General features: G+C 66.6%; 12 protein-coding genes and 4 tRNA genes. 3 read left to right on the top strand and 13 right to left on the bottom strand.

Annotated features, from left to right (window positions below; translation table 11 throughout):
* Positions 1–17 precede the first annotated feature (17 nt).
* The 5 genes from C936_RS0107605 to C936_RS0107585 all read right to left on the bottom strand — a co-directional run bounded on the left by C936_RS0107605 (position 18) and on the right by C936_RS0107585 (position 2,772).
* Positions 18–2,015, bottom strand: a complete 1,998-nt coding sequence (locus C936_RS0107605; protein ID WP_018138753.1) for a nucleoside-diphosphate sugar epimerase/dehydratase — start codon at positions 2,013–2,015, stop codon at positions 18–20.
* Between the two features lie 329 nt (positions 2,016–2,344).
* Positions 2,345–2,420: transfer RNA gene (locus tag C936_RS0107600), tRNA-Lys, on the bottom strand.
* A 15-nt stretch (positions 2,421–2,435) separates the two neighbouring features.
* Positions 2,436–2,511, bottom strand: a tRNA-His gene (locus C936_RS0107595).
* Positions 2,512–2,550: 39 nt separating this feature from the next.
* Positions 2,551–2,627 (bottom strand) — tRNA-Arg (locus tag C936_RS0107590).
* A gap of 68 nt (positions 2,628–2,695) precedes the next feature.
* Positions 2,696–2,772, bottom strand: a tRNA-Pro gene (locus C936_RS0107585).
* A gap of 161 nt (positions 2,773–2,933) precedes the next feature.
* Between C936_RS0107585 and C936_RS0107580 the strand changes: the two genes are divergently transcribed.
* Together C936_RS0107580 and folD are read left to right on the top strand one after the other, a co-directional pair.
* Positions 2,934–3,809 (top strand): GGDEF domain-containing protein, encoded by an 876-nt coding sequence (locus C936_RS0107580; protein ID WP_018174677.1) that lies wholly within the window; start codon positions 2,934–2,936, stop codon positions 3,807–3,809.
* Positions 3,810–3,900: 91 nt separating this feature from the next.
* Positions 3,901–4,764, top strand: coding sequence for a bifunctional methylenetetrahydrofolate dehydrogenase/methenyltetrahydrofolate cyclohydrolase FolD (gene folD, locus C936_RS0107575; RefSeq protein ID WP_017925872.1), 864 nt, complete (start codon positions 3,901–3,903; stop codon positions 4,762–4,764).
* 22 nt (positions 4,765–4,786) lie between these two features.
* Here folD and C936_RS0107570 read toward each other — a convergent pair whose 3' ends face one another.
* From C936_RS0107570 to C936_RS0107555, 4 genes are read right to left on the bottom strand one after another with little or no spacing between them, the layout of a single operon-like run.
* The gene (locus C936_RS0107570) at positions 4,787–6,406 is read right to left on the bottom strand and encodes an ABC transporter ATP-binding protein (protein WP_018649048.1); all 1,620 of its coding nucleotides are present in this window, start codon (positions 6,404–6,406) and stop codon (positions 4,787–4,789) included.
* 3 nt (positions 6,407–6,409) lie between these two features.
* Positions 6,410–7,663 (bottom strand): ABC transporter permease, encoded by a 1,254-nt coding sequence (locus C936_RS0107565; RefSeq protein WP_018649049.1) that lies wholly within the window; start codon positions 7,661–7,663, stop codon positions 6,410–6,412.
* Positions 7,656–9,035, bottom strand: a complete 1,380-nt coding sequence (locus C936_RS0107560; RefSeq protein WP_018138757.1) for an ABC transporter permease — start codon at positions 9,033–9,035, stop codon at positions 7,656–7,658. Before C936_RS0107560 ends, C936_RS0107565 begins: the two co-directional genes overlap by 8 nt.
* A 45-nt stretch (positions 9,036–9,080) precedes the next feature.
* Positions 9,081–10,940 (bottom strand): peptide-binding protein, encoded by a 1,860-nt coding sequence (locus C936_RS0107555; protein WP_018174674.1) that lies wholly within the window; start codon positions 10,938–10,940, stop codon positions 9,081–9,083.
* A gap of 252 nt (positions 10,941–11,192) precedes the next feature.
* On the opposite strand from C936_RS0107555, the gene C936_RS0107550 reads away from it, so the two are divergent.
* Positions 11,193–11,999: an enoyl-ACP reductase gene (locus C936_RS0107550; protein WP_018138759.1), complete on the top strand. Its 807-nt coding sequence runs from the start codon at positions 11,193–11,195 to the stop codon at positions 11,997–11,999.
* Between the two features lie 115 nt (positions 12,000–12,114).
* Here C936_RS0107550 and C936_RS0107545 read toward each other — a convergent pair whose 3' ends face one another.
* The 4 genes from C936_RS0107545 to lpxK all read right to left on the bottom strand — a co-directional run bounded on the left by C936_RS0107545 (position 12,115) and on the right by lpxK (position 16,158).
* Positions 12,115–14,016, bottom strand: coding sequence for a SurA N-terminal domain-containing protein (locus C936_RS0107545; RefSeq protein ID WP_018174673.1), 1,902 nt, complete (start codon positions 14,014–14,016; stop codon positions 12,115–12,117).
* A 117-nt stretch (positions 14,017–14,133) separates the two neighbouring features.
* The gene (gene kdsB / locus C936_RS0107540) at positions 14,134–14,901 is read right to left on the bottom strand and encodes a 3-deoxy-manno-octulosonate cytidylyltransferase (RefSeq protein WP_018174672.1); all 768 of its coding nucleotides are present in this window, start codon (positions 14,899–14,901) and stop codon (positions 14,134–14,136) included.
* A 7-nt stretch (positions 14,902–14,908) separates the two neighbouring features.
* Positions 14,909–15,103, bottom strand: coding sequence for a Trm112 family protein (locus C936_RS0107535; protein ID WP_018174671.1), 195 nt, complete (start codon positions 15,101–15,103; stop codon positions 14,909–14,911).
* A 29-nt stretch (positions 15,104–15,132) separates the two neighbouring features.
* Positions 15,133–16,158, bottom strand: coding sequence for a tetraacyldisaccharide 4'-kinase (gene lpxK / locus C936_RS0107530; RefSeq protein WP_018174670.1), 1,026 nt, complete (start codon positions 16,156–16,158; stop codon positions 15,133–15,135).

Raw genomic sequence — 16,158 nt, 5'->3', positions numbered from 1 at the left:
AGAGGACTTCACTTGCCCTAGCGTGGAACCGAATCGGCCACCCGTGCATAGGCGACTGCCGCCGGACGCACGGTCGGCGCCGGAGCCGGACGGGGCCGACCGACCGGTGCGGGGGTACTATGCGTGGCCTCTTCGTCGTGGCCCGGCTCGTAACCATCGACGATCTCGCGAAGCACCTCGAACGCGGCCTGGGCATTGCGCTCGCGGTCGGCCTTCTCCAGCGTGCGCAGGGCGCGGGCGAGAACCGCCGGCTCCGCACAGGTTTCGCGTGCACGCATAATCTTGCTGTGCGGGGTCTCTTCCACGTTATCCCCGATCAGCAGTTCCTCGTAGAGCTTCTCGCCGGGACGCAGGCCGGTACAGGTGATGGCGATGCCTTCCCCTTCGGCCTCGTCCTCCCGGACCTGATGGCCATGCAGACGGATCATGCGTCGGGCCAGATCGATGATGCGCACGGGTTCGCCCATGTCGAGCACATAGACCTCGCCCCCCTGCGCCATCGCCCCGGCCTGAATCACCAGCTCGGCGGCCTCCGGGATCGACATGAAGTAGCGGGTAATCTCCGGGTGAGTCACCGTGACCGGCCCGCCTTCGCGAATCTGGCGATGGAACAGGGGCACAACGGATCCGGAAGAACCCAGGACGTTGCCAAAGCGCACCATGCTGAACACCGTTGTGTTCTGACGGCGTGCGCGGTCCTGCAGCACCATCTCGGCCAGGCGCTTGCTCGCGCCCATCACATTCGTGGGCCGCACAGCCTTGTCCGTGCTCACCAGGATAAATCGCTCGACGCCGGCCGCGATCGCCGCATCGGCCACCACGGCGGTACCCAGGCTGTTGTTGCGCAGGCCTTCCAGCAGATTGCCCTCGACCAGCGGCACATGCTTGTAGGCCGCCGCGTGGTAGAGCGTCTGCACGCCATACTGGTGCAGGACCTCTTCGACTCGCGCCTGGTTGGCGACCGAGCCCAGCACCGCGTGCACCTCGACACCCGACTGCATGGACGACCGGCGCTGCGTGATCTCCTGTTCGATCCGGTAGAGCGCGAACTCGTTACGCTCGAACAGTACCAGGGCGGCCGGCTCGAGACTGAGGATGCGGCGGCAGAGCTCCGAACCAATAGAACCCCCGGCCCCGGTGACCATCACCACGCGTCCGCGAATGCTCCGCGCCAGCAGGGCCTCGTTGGGCGGCACCGGATCGCGGCCCAGCAGGTCGGCGACATCCAGGTCCTCCAGCTGATCCAGCGGGGCCCGGCCCGAGACGACTGCCTCCAGCGAGGGCACCGACTGCACATGCAGCGGATAGGGCTCCAGCCATTCGAGGATGCGCCGGCGGTCGGCACGGCTCGCCGACGGCACCGCCAGCAACACCCGGCCCACGCCACACTGCTCCACCAGAGTACCCAGGGACTCGCGGCCACAGACCGGGATGTCATCGATCGAGCGGCCCTGGACCGCCGGGTCCTCGTCGATGAAGGCCATCACCCGGAAACGCCCGCTGGACTGCAGCCCGGAGGCCAGCTGAACTCCTGCCTCGCCGGCGCCAAAGATGACCACGCGCTCACTGCCGGTACGCGCATCGGACACGGCCTGGTACCAGCTGCGCACCGCAAATCGGCCCGCCGCCACCAGGGCAAAGGCCAGCAGGGCGAAGTTCACCGCGACCGCCCCGAAGAATCCGGGCGTCTGCGTCAGCTCGGCGGAGGCCCAGATCATCAGCGCCAGCGCGGAGACCCCGACGATCACCGCACGTACCGCCCGGGCCCCCATGAAACGCACGACCGTTCGATACAGGCCGAGGCGCGCAAACACCAGCGCACCAACCGCCGGGACCAGGGCAAACAGCCACCAGGCCTCGACCATCATGGGCGGCAGCGGCTGTCCCGTGCGAATCACAAAGGCCAGCCACAGCGCCAGCGGCAGCATCACGATGTCCGCCAGCACCATCAATCCCTGCTTCTTGCCGCGCGGCAGTCGCAGCAAGTTCTCCAGACTACGATCCAGTACCGCCATGATTCAGGCCTCCAATGTGTCAGCAACCGGGCGCGGTGTACTTGCCGAACCTTTCGGCTCGCCTTGCACCGCAAACGTGTGGGGAGGCTAGCACCTGAATGGCAGGCTAATTGGGGGGGAAATCACGCTGTCAGACGAACGACTGAGGGCGCCATCACGCTGTCGGTAGATCGCTACGAAATCAGCCGAAAAAGGTTGACCGAATACCGCCCGATACACCCGACAATCGAGTGCGGGTCAGCACCGACAGGCACAGCCGGACCCAAACAGACGAGACCGCCCGAGGGAACACAAAATACGGACCAAACGCGGAAGGTCAGACTTGGAGATGGTGGGCCGTGTAGGAATCGAACCTACAACCAATGGATTAAGAGTCCACTGCTCTACCAATTGAGCTAACGGCCCCCAAGAAAAAGGGGATGGGGTGACCGATGGGACTCGAACCCACGACAACCGGAGTCACAATCCGGGACTCTACCAACTGAGCTACGGTCACCACCGTGTCACTGTCCAGGCAACTGCCACAGGGCGGCTCTGGCGCGCCCGGCAGGACTCGAACCTGCAACCGTCGGCTTAGAAGGCCGATGCTCTATCCGGTTGAGCTACGAGCGCGTTACCGCCGAACGTCGAGGTGCCACGCCTGATCTCGAGCCTGCCTGCAAACCATTGGCCGGGAGGGGTGGTCGGGGTAGAGGGATTCGAACCCCCGACATCCTGCTCCCAAAGCAGGCGCGCTACCAGACTGCGCTATACCCCGTCGAGCCGTCCCCGCTAAAGGGCCTACACAGCGAGCGCAGGATGGTAGCGCTGCCACCGCCCGCGGTCAAGGTACAAGGGGTTAGAAACGTTGTTCTTTCATACACGTTTCCGTGGTACGTTGACGCACGCAAGCCGGGATTGCGTGCAGGGGACAGGGACATGCTCAACTGGATCGCCAACGGGGCCATCGTGCTGGGTGCAGCAGGGCTGATCTATGCCCAGTGGAACCTCGCCCGCCTGCTGCACGAACTGCCAGAGAGCCGCGTCCGTACGGGCTGGCTGCTGATGTTCCTGCTGATCCCCGTCTTCACCCTCGGCTATCTCGGGTACATCCCGCTGAACTGGGGGATGTACCAGGCCATCCCCGACCTGCTGGTGCCGATCATCTTCCTCCTCGGGGGCTGTTTCGTCTGCAGCGTGGTGCGTCTGTCCTACAGCTCGGTCGAGAGTATCCGCCGCATCACCCGACTCGAGCACGAGTCGATTACCGACCCCCTGACCGGCCTGTGCAACCGCCGCCAAATGGACCGGCGCCTGGACGACGAAGTCGCGCGCGCGCGGCGCTACGGCCAGCCACTATCGGTGATAATGCTGGACATCGACCATTTCAAGGCCATCAACGACCGCCTGGGGCACTTGGCGGGCGACTACATCCTCCAGTCGATCGCCCTGCGCCTGCAGCAAAACCTTCGCCGCGTAGACCTGGCAGCACGCTTCGGCGGCGAGGAATTCGTCGTCATCGCCCCACACACCCACCTGGATGCTGCGCTGCAACTGGCCGAGAAGCTGCGCAACGAGATCGCCCGGACTCCGGTCGTACTCAAGGGCCATGAACATGTACCGCCCTGCGCCCCGGACGAACTGTACGTAACGGTTTCGGTGGGGACCGCCAGTCTCGATACTGCGCCCGACTCCCGCGACAACGCGGATTTCCTGATCCAGCGGGCGGACGATGCCCTCTACCGTGCCAAGGCCGGCGGCCGCAATCGCTGCGAAGCGGGCAATGACCGATCGAACCTCACGGCGGTCGGCTGAGGCCGCTCCGACGCGGTACACAACCCGCCCGGCTTGAGGCGCTCCCGCGCGCGTGGGATGATCGCGGCCAGTTTCCGAGACAGAGCCTCCCATGACCGCCCAGCTCATCGACGGCCGCGCGATTGCCCAGACCCATCGCGCCCGCATCGCCACCGAGATCGAATCCATGACCGCCCGCGACCTGCGTCCGCCGGGCCTGGCCGTGGTGCTGGTCGGCTCCGATCCCGCCTCCCAGGTCTATGTGCGCAACAAGCGCAAGGCCTGCGAGCAGGTGGGGGTGGTCTCGCATTCCTATGATCTGCCCTCGGGCACGCCGCAGACGGACCTGCTGGCCCTGATCGACCAGCTCAATGCCGACCGCACCATCGACGGCATCCTGGTGCAGCTCCCCCTGCCCAGCCATATCGATCCGGAGACGGTGATCGAGCGCATATCGCCCGCCAAGGACGTCGACGGGTTCCACCCCTACAACGTCGGCCGGCTCGTCGCCCGGATCCCGCGCCTGCGCCCCTGCACCCCCTGGGGCGTGATCCAGCTACTGCGCCACCTGGACGAACCGTTCAAGGGCCGCACCGCCTGCGTGATCGGCGCCTCCAATATTGTGGGCCGCCCGATGGCCCTGGAACTCCTGCTGGCCGGGGCCACCCCGACCATCTGCCACCGCTTCACACCGGATACCGCCGGCATCGCGCGCCAGTCCGACATCCTGATCGCGGCGGCCGGCAAGCCGGGCCTGGTCAAGGGTGACTGGGTCAAGCCCGGCGCCACGGTGATCGACATCGGCATCAACCGTCGCGAGGACGGCACCCTGTGCGGTGATGTGGAGTTCGACGCGGCCGCCGAGAAGGCCGCCTGGATTACGCCGGTGCCCGGCGGGGTCGGACCGATGACCGTGGCAATGCTGCTGGACAACACCCTGCGCGCCCGCGCCTTCGGCACCCACGAGGCGAGTTAAACACCCTCCGACGCGGCGCAGGTTACTGCACGTAGCGCGAGACCCGGGGGACGGCCTCCAGCAGGTGCCGGGTGTAATCGGCACGCGGATTGGCCAGCACCTCGGCGGTGTTGCCGATCTCCTCCATGCGGCCATCGTGCATCACCAGCATGCGATCGGAGAAATACTCGACCACCCCCATGTCGTGGGTGATAAAGATCAGCGCCAGGCGGCGCTCGACCCGCAGCCGTCCGAGGATCTGCAGGACCTCCGCCTGCACCGAGACATCCAGCGCGCTGGTCACCTCGTCGCAAATGATCACGTCCGGGTCCAGCACCAGGGCCCGGGCGATGCCGATACGCTGACGCTGACCGCCCGAGAACTCGTGCGGATAGCGCCACAGCGTATCCGGCGGCAGCGCGACCTGGTCCAGGGTCGCCCGGGCACGTTCGATGCGATCTTCCTGATCCTCGCCAATCCCGTGGACGGCCATCGGTTCGGTCAGCAGGGTCATCACATTCAGGCGTGGGTTCAGCGACGAGGCCGGGTCCTGGAATACCACCTGCAAATGACGGCGCAGCCGCCGCAAAGGCTTGCGCGGCATCCCGGTCAGCGGCTGGTCGCGATAGCGGATCTCGCCGCCGGTGGGTTCGATCAGGCGCAGGATGGCGCGGCCCAGTGTGGTCTTGCCGCAGCCGGACTCCCCCACGACGGCCAGCACCTCGCCGTTTTCGAGCTGAAACGACACGCCGTCCACTGCACGCACGACATCCACCTGGCGGCGCATCAGGCCCTTGAGCACGGGGAAGTGCACCTGCAAATCGTGCACGTCCAGCAGCGTCTCGCGCCCGGCCCCCGGCACGGAGGGCAAGGCCGGCAGGTTCTCCGGCAGGGCCCCGATCAGCTTGCGTGTGTAAGCATCCTGTGGATCGCGCAGCAGCGGGTGGCACTCGCCCTGTTCCACCAGCCGGCCCTTGTGCATGACCGCCACGCGATCCGCCACCGAGGCCACCACGCCGAAGTCGTGGGTGATCAGCAGCACGGCCATCCCGTTCTTTTCGCGAAGCTGATCGATCAGCTTCAGGATCTCGGCCTGGATGGTCACGTCCAGCGCGGTGGTCGGCTCGTCGGCAATCAGCAGATCCGGCTCCGCCACCAGCGCCATCGCGATCATCACGCGCTGACGTTGACCCCCGGAGAGCTTGTGCGGATAGTCGTGACGCCGCTGTTCCGGGTTCGGAAGCTGGACCTCGCGCAGCACTTCAAGCACCCGCGCCTCGCGCTCGGCCGGGGTCATCTGCGGACGGTGCAGGCGCAGGACCTCGTCGATCTGGTCGCCCACGGTCAGCACCGGATTCAGCGAAGTCATCGGCTCCTGGAAGATCATGCCTACCCGGTCCCCACGGACCTGCTGCATCACGCGGTCCGGCAGGCCCAGCAGTTCCTGACGAGTGCCGTGGCCGGCCAGCCAGACCTCCCCCGTGGAAGGCTCGAAGCCCCCATCCAGCAGCCGCATGATCGCCAGCGCGGTGATCGACTTGCCGGACCCCGACTCGCCCACCAGCGCGAACATCTCGCCCGCGCGGATCGAGAAGCTGATGTCCTCGACCAGCGGTGCCTCGCTGTCGCGATGCCGAATGCGGAGGTTGCGTACCTCGAGCATGGCCTAGCGCACCCCCCCGCTGGTGGCGCCCGAGGCGGCCGGGCGGGCTGGCGCGGCATGGCTGGCCGCCTTGGCAGCCGAGCGCGAGTGCGGATCCACCGCATCGCGCAGGGCCTCGCCAATCAGGTTGTAGGCAAACACGGTCAGGAAGATCGCGCCCCCCGGGAAGGCCGCCATCCACCAATTGAAGGTCGAGCTCTGCACCGCCTGGTTCAGCATCTGCCCCCAGGAGGGCTCGTCCACCAGCCCCAGGCCCAGGAACGACAGCGTGGCCTCGGCGAGGATCGCGGAGGCCACGCCAAAGCTGGCCGCCACCAGGATCGGCGCGATCCCGTTCGGCAGCATATGGCGGAACAGGATCGAGGGCAGCGACAGCCCGGAGGCGATCGCCCCCTGCACGAAGTCCTGCTGGCGCAGGCGCAGGAACTCCGCGCGCACATAGCGCGCATAGCCGGACCACGACGTCAGGCCGATGATCAGCATCATCAGGTACAGCGATCGCCCGAAGAAGGCGACAAAGGTCAGCAGCAGGAACAGCGTCGGGATGGCCTCGAAGATCTCCACCAGGCGCATGCCGATGATGTCCACGATTCCCGAGAAATAGCCCATCAACCCGCCCAGGATCACCCCGATCCCCAGTGCGATCCCGGTGGCGATGAAGCCGATGGACAGGGCGATGCGCGAGGCATGGATCATGCGCGAAAGGGCATCCGCGCCATTGTCGTCAGTACCGAACCAGTGCACGCGATCGGGGGCCTCGCGCGGGGCCTCGAGCCCGGTGTCCGCGTAATCCCGCAGGTAGTCGCGCGGCGAATACGGGATCGGCGCTCGGATCACGGTCTGGTATTCGCCCTGCGCCTCGGCCTCGCGGTACTGCTCGTAGATCACCAGCGAGGGGGACGAGACCGTCTGCCAGGCCACCGCCCCCAGAATCGCACTCAGCACCCCCCAGAGCACAAAGCGCCGCCAGGGCCGGCCGGGCAACAGCCAGAACACGCCCGCCAGTACCAGCATCCCGAACAGCGTGACATCCGCCGCGGTCAGGTAGCGCAGAAAGGGCATGGACCAGCCGTCCGCCGTCTGTACCAGCAGCGGGTGCGAGCTGGCCAGCACGGGCGCCAGGATCGCGACCAGCGTCAGCAGCGCGATCCAGCCGATCCCCAGCCGCGCCCCCCAGCGCAGCAGTACCTCTCCGACCACGCGGCGTGCCCAGGAGCGGCTGCGACGGCCCTCGACCTGCTGCACCGACTCAGTCATAGCTCACCCGCGGGTCGACAATGGCATAGGCCAGGTCCGCCAGTAGATAGCCAACCAGGGTCAGCACGCCGGAGATCAGGGTGATCGACAGCACCAGTTCACGGTCGCGGGTCTGCACCGCCTCCACCGCGAGCTTGCCCATCCCGTCGATCGAGAAGATTGCCTCCACGATCACCGAGCCGGCCAGCAGCGACGGCAGCAGGGTGGCCGAGACGGTGATCAGCGGTAACAGACTGTTGCGGAACACATGCCGCCACAGCACCTCGTGCTCGGGCACGCCCTTGGCACGCGCGGTGCGGGCGTAGTCCGAGTTCAGGTTTTCCAGCACCGACGAACGCGAGAGTTTGGCCAGGAAGGCGAGCCCCCCATAGGACAGGCACAGCACCGGCAGCACCAGGTGCCAGGCGCGATCGAGCAGGAAACCCGGGACCATGCTGCCCGGCGCCAGGCCCAGCGCTATCGCGAACCCCGCGGCCAGGCCCACCGTGCCCAGGTAGAAGCCACGCAGCACGCCCCAGTCACTGTGCGCCATCAGCCAGCCCAGCACCACACCGATCGCCATGGCAACCGTCGTACTGATCCAGCCCGCCGGGGCCAGGTCACTGAACATCAGCCAGCCGCAGAAGGCCCCGACAGCCGCACCGAGCCCGCCCCGGATCAGCGCCGGCAGGTAGCGCGCCAGATAAATGCCGAGCGCCGCCCCCAGAAACGGCAGCACCAGCAGCAGCGGTATGGCCCAGGCCACCTCCACCGTTGGCAGGAAGGTCATGTCCAGCGCCGCACGCTGGCTCAACCCCCCGGTCGGGAACCATTGCCAGAACTGATCGGAGGCGAAGAAACCGATCAGCAGAACGCCCGCCAGCATCGTGGGCACCGACCACAGGGCCAGCAGCACCACCCCGGACTGGGAATCGAAGGCCTGTCCCTGCTGGGTGGCCGCCCGCACCCCGACAGCCACCGCCACGATGTAGATCAGTGGTATCGACAGCACATTCAACAGCAGGGTGATCGGCAGACGTTCGGCAATCAGGTCGGACACCGGCCGGCCAAAGCGAAAGCTGGTCCCGAGATTGGGGGCCTTCAGCTTGGGCCAGCCGGTCAGCGAGCCGTCCTCATCCTGGGCAAAGCCGACCGGCGAGATGTTGTTCAACCAGCGCCCGTACTGCACCGGCGGTGGCTGGTCCAGGCCATAGAGGCGGTTGTAGTACTCCTCCATCGCCTTTTGCGCCTGCGGCTCCAGGCCCTGCCCCTCGATCAGGGTCAGCGCGCTGATGCCACCGGGCGCGGCCGCCATCACGGCAAAGACCACGATCGTGATGCCGAACAGCGTCGGCACCATCAGCATCAGGCGGCGCAGGATGTAGGTCAGCATGGCGTGCGCGGGTTCTCTGGCACTCCGGCCCCGGTTGGCATGCGGCTACTGCCCGTACCGCTGCTGGTCGAACGGGACGTAGATCTCCACCGGCACAAACCCGAGGTTCAGGCCGAGCGCCGTCTGCTCCAGGTTCTGGATGCGTCGGTCGATGAAGGCGAGGGTCTGGCGCCGCATCAGGAAGGTATACGGCTGATCCTCCACCAGAATCCGCTCGGCCTCGCGCCAGTGTTCCATGCGCGCGTCCTCGTCCACCTCGCCGCGTGCGGCCTCGATCACGGCATCCAGCTCGGGGTTTTCGTAGTTGATGAAGTTGTCACCACCTGAGACCGTCTGACTGGAGTGGAACATCTGGTAGATATCCACCTCCACGCCGCTGGTCCAGCCCAGGGTAATGGCATCGAAGTCCTGGCGGCTGAGCTTCTCCAGCATCACCGACCACTCGGTCGGCTGCGGCCGCATATGGACCCCTGCGCGCGCGTACAGATCGCGCAGGAACAAGGCGATGCGGCGGGTGTCCTCGTTGTCCTGGAAGTACACCAGGTCGAACGAGAACGGCTCACCCTCCTCGTTGACCAGCACCCCGTCGCGGTTCTTCTCGGAGTAGCCGGCCTCGGCCAGCAGCTCCAGCGCGCGATCGACGTCAAAGGGGATGTGCTCGAGGTCGGGGTTGTGCTGGTCACTGCGCGGGCTGAACGGGCTGATCGCGCGCTCGGCATACCCCAGCATCACCTGCTCGATCAGGCGATCGACATCCGTCAGATAGCTCATCGCCCGGCGCACACGGGGATCGGCAAAGCGGGTCGGCTCGCCATTGCGCTTCTGGTTCCAGCCGATGTAGGAATACCCGGCGGTGGGGCTCATGTACTCATGGGTATCCGCCCGCTCGCGCAGGGCCTCGTCATCACGCAACCGGGCATATTCGCGCGGCCGGGCGCCGTAGACATCGATATCGCGGTTGCGAAAGGTCGTCAGGCGCGCCGAGTCATTCTGGATCACGCGCCAGACGAGCCGGTCGAACGAGGGCTCCACCGGCCCCCAGTAGCGCGGATTGCGCTCCAGTTCGATCCGCCCGGCATCCGGCGTCCAGCCGGTCGGGTCCTCTAGCCGGTAGGGGCCGGAACCCAGCAGGATCCCGCGCGACTCGTTGAAGGTCTCGGGCTCGTCAAGATAGCGCTCGTAGAAATGCTTCGGCAGGACATCCAGGCCACCGGCGACTCGCAGGGCGTCGAAGTACGGTTCCTCGAAGGTAAATACGACGGTGCGCTCGTCCACCGCTTCCACCTTCTCGACCTTCTCCAGAAACGCCCGCGCGCGCGGCACCGCAATTGCATCGGTCATCAGGAAGTTGAAGGTGAACTCCACATCCTCGGCAGTCAGCGGCTCTCCGTCGGAGAACTGCAGGCCCGAGCGCAGCTGGAAGGTCAGCTCCTGACCGGATTCATCGAAGTCCCAGGACGCGGCCAGCAGGCCCTGCCATTCCAGTGTCTCCGGATGGCGTTGCACCAGCGACTCCAGAACGTAGTTCTGGACCTCGGAGGCATAGGCGTCGCTTGAGACGTAGGGCGTGATCGTCGCCAGCCCGGTACCGAAGGCCTGCACCAGCCAGTCGCCCTCCGCGTAATCCTCGCGCCCCGCCACCTCGGCCGCCCGCTCGAATGCCGAGGGCACTTCCGTAACCCGAGGTGCGCGTTCGCCGTCGCCGGTCGCAAAACGTCCCTCGGCCAGATCCGATTCCAGGCTCTGCAGACTGCGGCGGAGAGCGCGCAGGTCGCGCGCCTGCTCGCTCATCATGTTCTGCATGGCGGCCATGCGCTGCCACTGGCGATCCACCTGCACCATGACCAGCAACAGCAGGATGCCCAGCACGATCAGGGTGACAATCCAACCAAAATGACGACTCACAAGGCCTCCGCTCTTGAGTGGCACCGACGTCCGCACTCCCCCAGGGACAAACGATGCAGACCGCACTTCGCGCACTATAGCAATCCCGTCAGCCGGTCTCACCGGCGTTGTCCCATTCTTGCTGGCCCGACCCGCGGCACATCGGTATGATCCCGAGACAGTCGCGTCGGCACTGGGTTCCCGCCCGGTCCGGCCGCCACGGGGCGGTCCTTTTCAAGGGCGCCGGCACGAACCAGATTCAAGGAGATTCACATGGGTTTTCTGAAGGGCAAGCGCGCGCTGATTGTCGGCGTAGCCAGTAACCGCTCCATCGCCTACGGCATTGCGTCGGCCATGCATCGCGAGGGCGCCGAGCTCGCGTTCACCTATCAGAACGAGCGGCTGCGCGACCGTGTGGAGAAGCTGGTCGCCGATTTCGACTCCGACATTCTCGTGCCCTGCAACGTCGAGGACGACCGCGAGATCGAACAGGTCTTCGAGCGCCTGGACGACTACTGGGATGGCGTCGATATCCTGGTGCACTCGGTCGCCTTCGCCCCGAAGGAGCAACTGGACGGCGACTTCCTCGACAACATGACCCGCGACGGCTTCCGCATCGCCCACGACGTCAGCTCCTACAGCCTCGCGGCCCTGGCCAAGGCCGGACGCGGCATGATGAAGGACCGCGACGCCTCCATCCTGACCCTGAGCTACCTCGGCGCCGAACGCTCCATGCCCAACTACAACGTTATGGGCCTGGCCAAGGCCAGCCTCGAGGCCAATGTCCGCTATCTCGCCTACACCCTGGGCCCGGAAACCACGCGCGTGAATGCGATCTCCGCCGGCCCGATCCGCACGCTGGCCGCCTCGGGCATCGGCGAATTCAAGCGCATCCTCGACCACGTCGAGGCGAACGCGCCGCTGCGCCGCAACGTGACCACCGAGCAGGTCGGCAATGCCGGGGCCTTCCTCTGCTCCGACCTGGCCTCCGGCATCACCGGCGAGGTGATGTACGTCGACTCGGGCTACAACACCGTCGGCCTGGGCGCCGCCGAGATCGGACTCGACAAGGACAGTTAAGCTCCCGCCCCGGCCGGCTGGCGGGGTACGCGACCCACGAAAAAGGCCCGGCCCGCTTTCGCGGACCGGGCCTTTTTACGTTCGGCGGTTCCGGTGAACCGCCCGCTGGGCGCGACTAGTCCAGGTTCTCCGGATAACGCTTGATATCCGCCTCGGACTCCAGCCAGGCCAGATAGGCGCGGAACTCGGCGCTGGCATAGGCATTGCGCATCAGCTCGCGGGCCTGCTGGCGCATCGCCTCGTCCGCCTCCTGCTCGTCCAGCCGGACTTCATGCAGGATCGCGACGGCAAAGTCGCCACTCCCCAGCCTCGTGCCGCTGATCTCGACGGCGTCCTCGCCCGGAGCCGACAGGCGGAACAGGTGCTGCTGCAAGCCACCGGGCACGCCGTTATCGCCATCTACCGGCGAATCCCGGCGCACCTCGCGCTCCATCTGCCAGGCGTCGTCGTCCTCGATGGCATCCGCCCAGTCGTCGGCGTCGCGCAGCCGTGCGATCAGCTCCTCACCCGCTTCGCGGGCGGCATCGGCGGCCGCCTCCCGCCGCAGACGCTCGCGGATCTCGTCCTCGACCTCGGCCAGCGGACGGACCTCGGACGGCTCGTGCTCCTCGATGCGCAGCACGATGGTCGAACCATCCTGCAGGTCGATCGCCTCGCTGTTGTGACCATCCTCCAGCACGCGGGGATCGAAGGCCGCATTGCGGATCGAACGGTGCTGAGCGATACCGTCGCCGGAGCCGCGGGTAAACCAGTCGCTGGTCTGGATCTCCAGACGGGTCGCCTCGGCGGCCGGCTCCAGGCTGTCCGGATATTCGGCGGCCTGTCCCATCAGGTCATCCAGGGCGTCGATCTGCATCTGTTCGGCGCTGCGGTCGCGCAGATCGCGTTCAACCTCGTCCCGCACGTCCTCGAACGGTTGCGGGCGGGCCTCCTGAATCGAGGTCACCTCGAGGATGAACCAGCCCCGGTCGGTACGCACCGGGCGGCTGATCAGCCCCTCGGGCAGTGTAAAGATGATGGTCTCGAGCGTGCGATCCAGGTCGCCCCGGGCGATCTCGCCAAGGCTGCCGCCACGGTCGGCACTGAGGCTGTCCTCGGAATACGCTTCGGCCAGCTCGGAAAAGTCCTCGCCATCGTCCAGGCGATCGCGCAATTCGTTGATCTTCGCCTCGCCTTCCTCGCCGGTGTCCTGAATCCGGATCTGGCGCACTTCGCGCAGCTCCGGTTCTTCGTAGCGGCTGCGGTTCACCTCGTAGTGCTGGCGAATATCGTCCTCGGACACATCCACCGCGTCTTCCAGGGACTCGGGGTCGAGCTGCAGGTAGGCGATGCGCACGCGCTCTTCGGTGGTGAAATCGTCCTGGTTGGCCTCGTAATAGGCCTCGATCGCCTCGTCGTCGACCACGTCCGGCTGGTCGAAGTCATCGACCGGGAAGACGCGCCAGCTGGCCACACGCGTCTGGTTGCGCAAGCGGCTGAAGTCGTCCACCACTGCATCGGCCGGGAAGCCGGTGGCCTGGATGCCACCCTGGAGCTGCGACAGGATGATCGACCGGCCGATGTCGCGCTCGAAGTCCGACGGGCTCAGGCGCTGGGCATTGAGCAACTGGGCATAGCGCTCGCGACTGAACTGGCCACCTTCCTGGAACACCGGCATCCCGCGAATCTCGCGCAAGATGCTGTCCCCTGCGGCCTTGAAGCCCGCCGAATCGGCTGCCTGGCGCAGCAGTTCCTGGCGAATCAGGGTCTCCAGCGCCTGCATGCGGATGCCCTCCTCGTCGAGCAGGTCATCCGGGATCTGGCCACCGAACATGCGGGCCATCTGGTCCCGCTGTGCGCGCGCCTCGTTGTGCACGTCACGCACCTGAATATCGGTCCCGTTGACCTCGGCCGCGACGAGCGGGCCGGAGCCACCGAAATATTCCCCGAGCCCCCAGACAGCAAAGGGGATGGTAATCAGGCCGATAATCACATAGGCGAGCCAGCCGCTCGCCCGGTCGCGAATTGCTTGCAGCATGGTGGTCTCTGCGTGCTCCGGGGTCGCCCCGGCGCTTGGTGCCGGGGGTTTCAGAATCAATCAACGATGGTAGCAGGAGCGGCGCCCCAAGTCTGCGGAAACCCGGAGAATCCGTGGTCAGACACGCGCCCGCCCCGACAGCAGGGCATCTACCCGGTCTAAGTCCTCCGGGGTATCGACACCCGGCGGATGCGCCTCGCCGCGACGGCCGACCTGGATCCAGGCACCCATGGCCAGGGCCCGCAGTTGCTCGAGTTGCTCGAGCTGCTCGAGTGCAGCGGGTGCCTCCGCACTCATTCGGCGCAGAAAGCCGGCACGGTAGGCATAGACGCCGAGATGCCGGGTCGCCTGATCCAGCGCCGGGGCACGGCCTTCCCGATGGGCCTCGCGATCCCAGGGGATCGGGGCGCGCGAGAAATACAGGGCACGCCCCGACGCATCGGTGACCAGCTTCACCTGGTTCGGGTCGGCCAGGTCTTCTGGGCGGACGATCGGGACGCCGAAGGTCGCCATGTCCGCGTCCGGGGTGTCGGCCAGCAGGCGGGCCAGGTCATCCAGCAGCGGCCCCGGGGTCAGCGGCTCGTCACCCTGCAGATTGACCACGATGGACTCGTCGCCCCAGCCCTCGGCGGCCGCCACTGCCGCGATGCGGTCGGTACCGGAGGGCAGATCCGCCTCGGTGGCAAACGCCTCGACCCCGCACTGGCGCGCGACATCGAGGATAAGCTCGTCGTCCGCCGCGACGATCACCCGCGAGGCCCGGCTCTCCTTCGCCCGGGCGATCACATGGGCGATCAGGGGGCACCCGGCGACGGCTGCCAGCGGCTTGCCCGGCAGGCGGCTGGAGGCCATCCGGGCCGGGATCACGACGTGGAAGGCGGCCACGGAACGCTCAGGCGGCGCGCCAGCGTTCCTTTTCCTCGTCCGACAGCGCGCGGGCCTCGTCCTCCAGCATCACCGGGATCTCGTCGCGGATCGGATAGGCAAGACCGGCGGAGACGGAGATCAGTTCCTGGTTCTCGCGGTCGTACTTGAGCGGGCCCTTGGTCACCGGGCAGACGAGAATATCGAGCAGACGCTTGTCCATGTAATACCCCAATAGTAGTTGCGACGCGGTCAGATCAGCGTCTTCTTGATTCGGGCGACCGTCTCCAGACGGGCCAGCAAAGCCGACTCGAAGGCGGACGGCACGCGGGCCGCAATCGGCCAGTACCAGTGATTCTCCTGCGCGAACGCCCGGCATTTTACGGCATCCTTCTCGGTCATCAGAACCGGCAGCCCGTCACCGAAGCGGATCTGGTGCGGACGAAAGCGGTGATGATCCGGAAACGGGTGGCGGATGATGTCGATATGGGCCGCCTCGAGCATGCGAAAGAAACGCTCCGGGTCGGCGATGCCGGCAATCGCATGGGCATCGCGACGGGCAAAGCGGTGCGGCTTGTAGCCCTCGCCCTGGCCATCCACGCGCTGCAGGCGACTGGACGGCACCAGCTCCATCGCAAACTCGCCGGGGCCAGGCTCGCCACTGGTCACCAGCACAAAGTCCGCCCGCTCCCGTGCGGTCTTCGGCTCGCGCAACGGCCCGGAGGGCAGGCACAGACCGTTGCCCAGCCGGCGCTTGCCGTCGATCATCAGGATGGTAATGTCACGCGGCAGACGGTGATGCTGCATCCCGTCGTCCGCGATCACCACATCCACGCCCTGGTCGGTCAGCGCCTGAGCCCCGCGCACGCGATCGCGGTCGACCTGTACCGGAACCCCGGTGCGCTGTGCGATCAGCAGGGGCTCGTCCCCGACCACCACGGGGTCGGAAAGCGGGGTCACGCGAATCCCTGCGACGTCCCCGCGCCCGCCGTAGCCCCGGCTGACGATCCCCGGCCGATACCCGGCATCCGCCAGCCGTTTCGCCAGCCAGATGGTCATCGGGGTCTTGCCGCTGCCACCCACCGTCAGGTTGCCGACCACGATCACGGCCTTGGCCGGGATCGTGATGCCCCGCCGGGCCTGCTCCAGCCTATGGCGATTCCACTCCACCGCTCCGGCATAGGCCAGCGACAGCGGATACATCGCCGCCGCGAACGGCCCGCGATGACACCACTGATCCCAGATGCGGGCGCCCAGCCACGCCTTGAACCGGCCCAT

Origin of the sequence: Thioalkalivibrio sp. ALJ4 (genome assembly GCF_000377225.1) — a bacterium.
Lineage (GTDB): Bacteria > Pseudomonadota > Gammaproteobacteria > Ectothiorhodospirales > Ectothiorhodospiraceae > Thioalkalivibrio.
The sequence above is the reverse complement of the archived record's forward strand: the minus strand, read 5'-3'. Positions and strand labels throughout refer to the sequence as shown.